This window comes from Paraburkholderia sp. SIMBA_053 (assembly GCF_046534895.1).
GTDB lineage: Bacteria > Pseudomonadota > Gammaproteobacteria > Burkholderiales > Burkholderiaceae > Paraburkholderia > Paraburkholderia caledonica.
Map to the genome: position 1 here is coordinate 1 of NZ_JAWRXU010000323.1, position 325 is coordinate 325.

Below are 325 nucleotides of genomic sequence, written 5' to 3' on the forward strand. Positions count from 1 at the left end.
GATGTCGTCGGGTTCGACCACGCCGGCCCGCGGATTCTCGAGTGCCCACACGATGCCGCCCATGATGCCGGCCACCACCTGGAGGCTCGTCGCGGTGTTATGCGGAGCGAGGCGCCGGGCTTGCGGCGTGGTCAGCCGCGAGCCGTACCAGTAAACGCCTTTGTCGTTGCCCATCAGTAGCACGCCGAGTTCGTCGGCGCCGTCGACGATTTCGTCGCGCATGATCCGCTTGTTGTCCTGCATGCGCCAGCCACGTCCGGCGAATTCGTCGATCGACAGCAGCGCGTCGTCGCACGGACGATACGCATAGTGGACCGTCGGGCGG

Annotated in this window: 1 protein-coding gene; it reads right to left on the reverse strand. The window is 66.5% G+C overall.

Annotation, left to right across the window (positions count from 1 at the left end; genetic code table 11):
- Nucleotides 1-325 (reverse strand): saccharopine dehydrogenase C-terminal domain-containing protein (locus tag SB753_RS35830; protein WP_410804835.1); only part of this gene is annotated, 325 nt, incomplete at both ends.